The 284-nt window shown below is 52.8% G+C and carries 1 protein-coding gene; it reads right to left on the reverse strand.

Annotation, left to right across the window (positions count from 1 at the left end; all coding sequences use genetic code 11):
- Window positions 1–244 (reverse strand): putative sulfate exporter family transporter (locus ACNQ0T_RS24075; protein ID WP_417930482.1); only part of this gene is annotated, 244 nt, incomplete at its 3' end.
- Between the last annotated feature and the right edge of the window lie 40 nt (window positions 245–284).

The raw sequence follows: 284 nt of genomic DNA on the forward strand, positions 1-284 counted from the left end.
GTAATAAATATTGCTTGGCAAACAGCACACCACCGTCACAGCTTTTCCAGATGTGCGGATAGATGGTGTTGCCTAAAACCATCCCCAACAAGATTGCGAGGGTGAGGGCACTAAACCCGGCACCCGCAACCGCGGGAATGGAACCACCCCACAGGGCGACCCCGGTGATAACTGCACTCAGGGCTAACCCCGGAATAAAATGCCACAGTGTACGATGTGGTTTCTGGAAGGGGAGATTCGGCATAACACTTTCCTTGAACCGGGTAGAAGGTGAAGATTGACGG

It is taken from the genome of Enterobacter cloacae complex sp.6700776 (assembly GCF_048284255.1).
GTDB lineage: Bacteria > Pseudomonadota > Gammaproteobacteria > Enterobacterales > Enterobacteriaceae > Enterobacter > Enterobacter intestinihominis.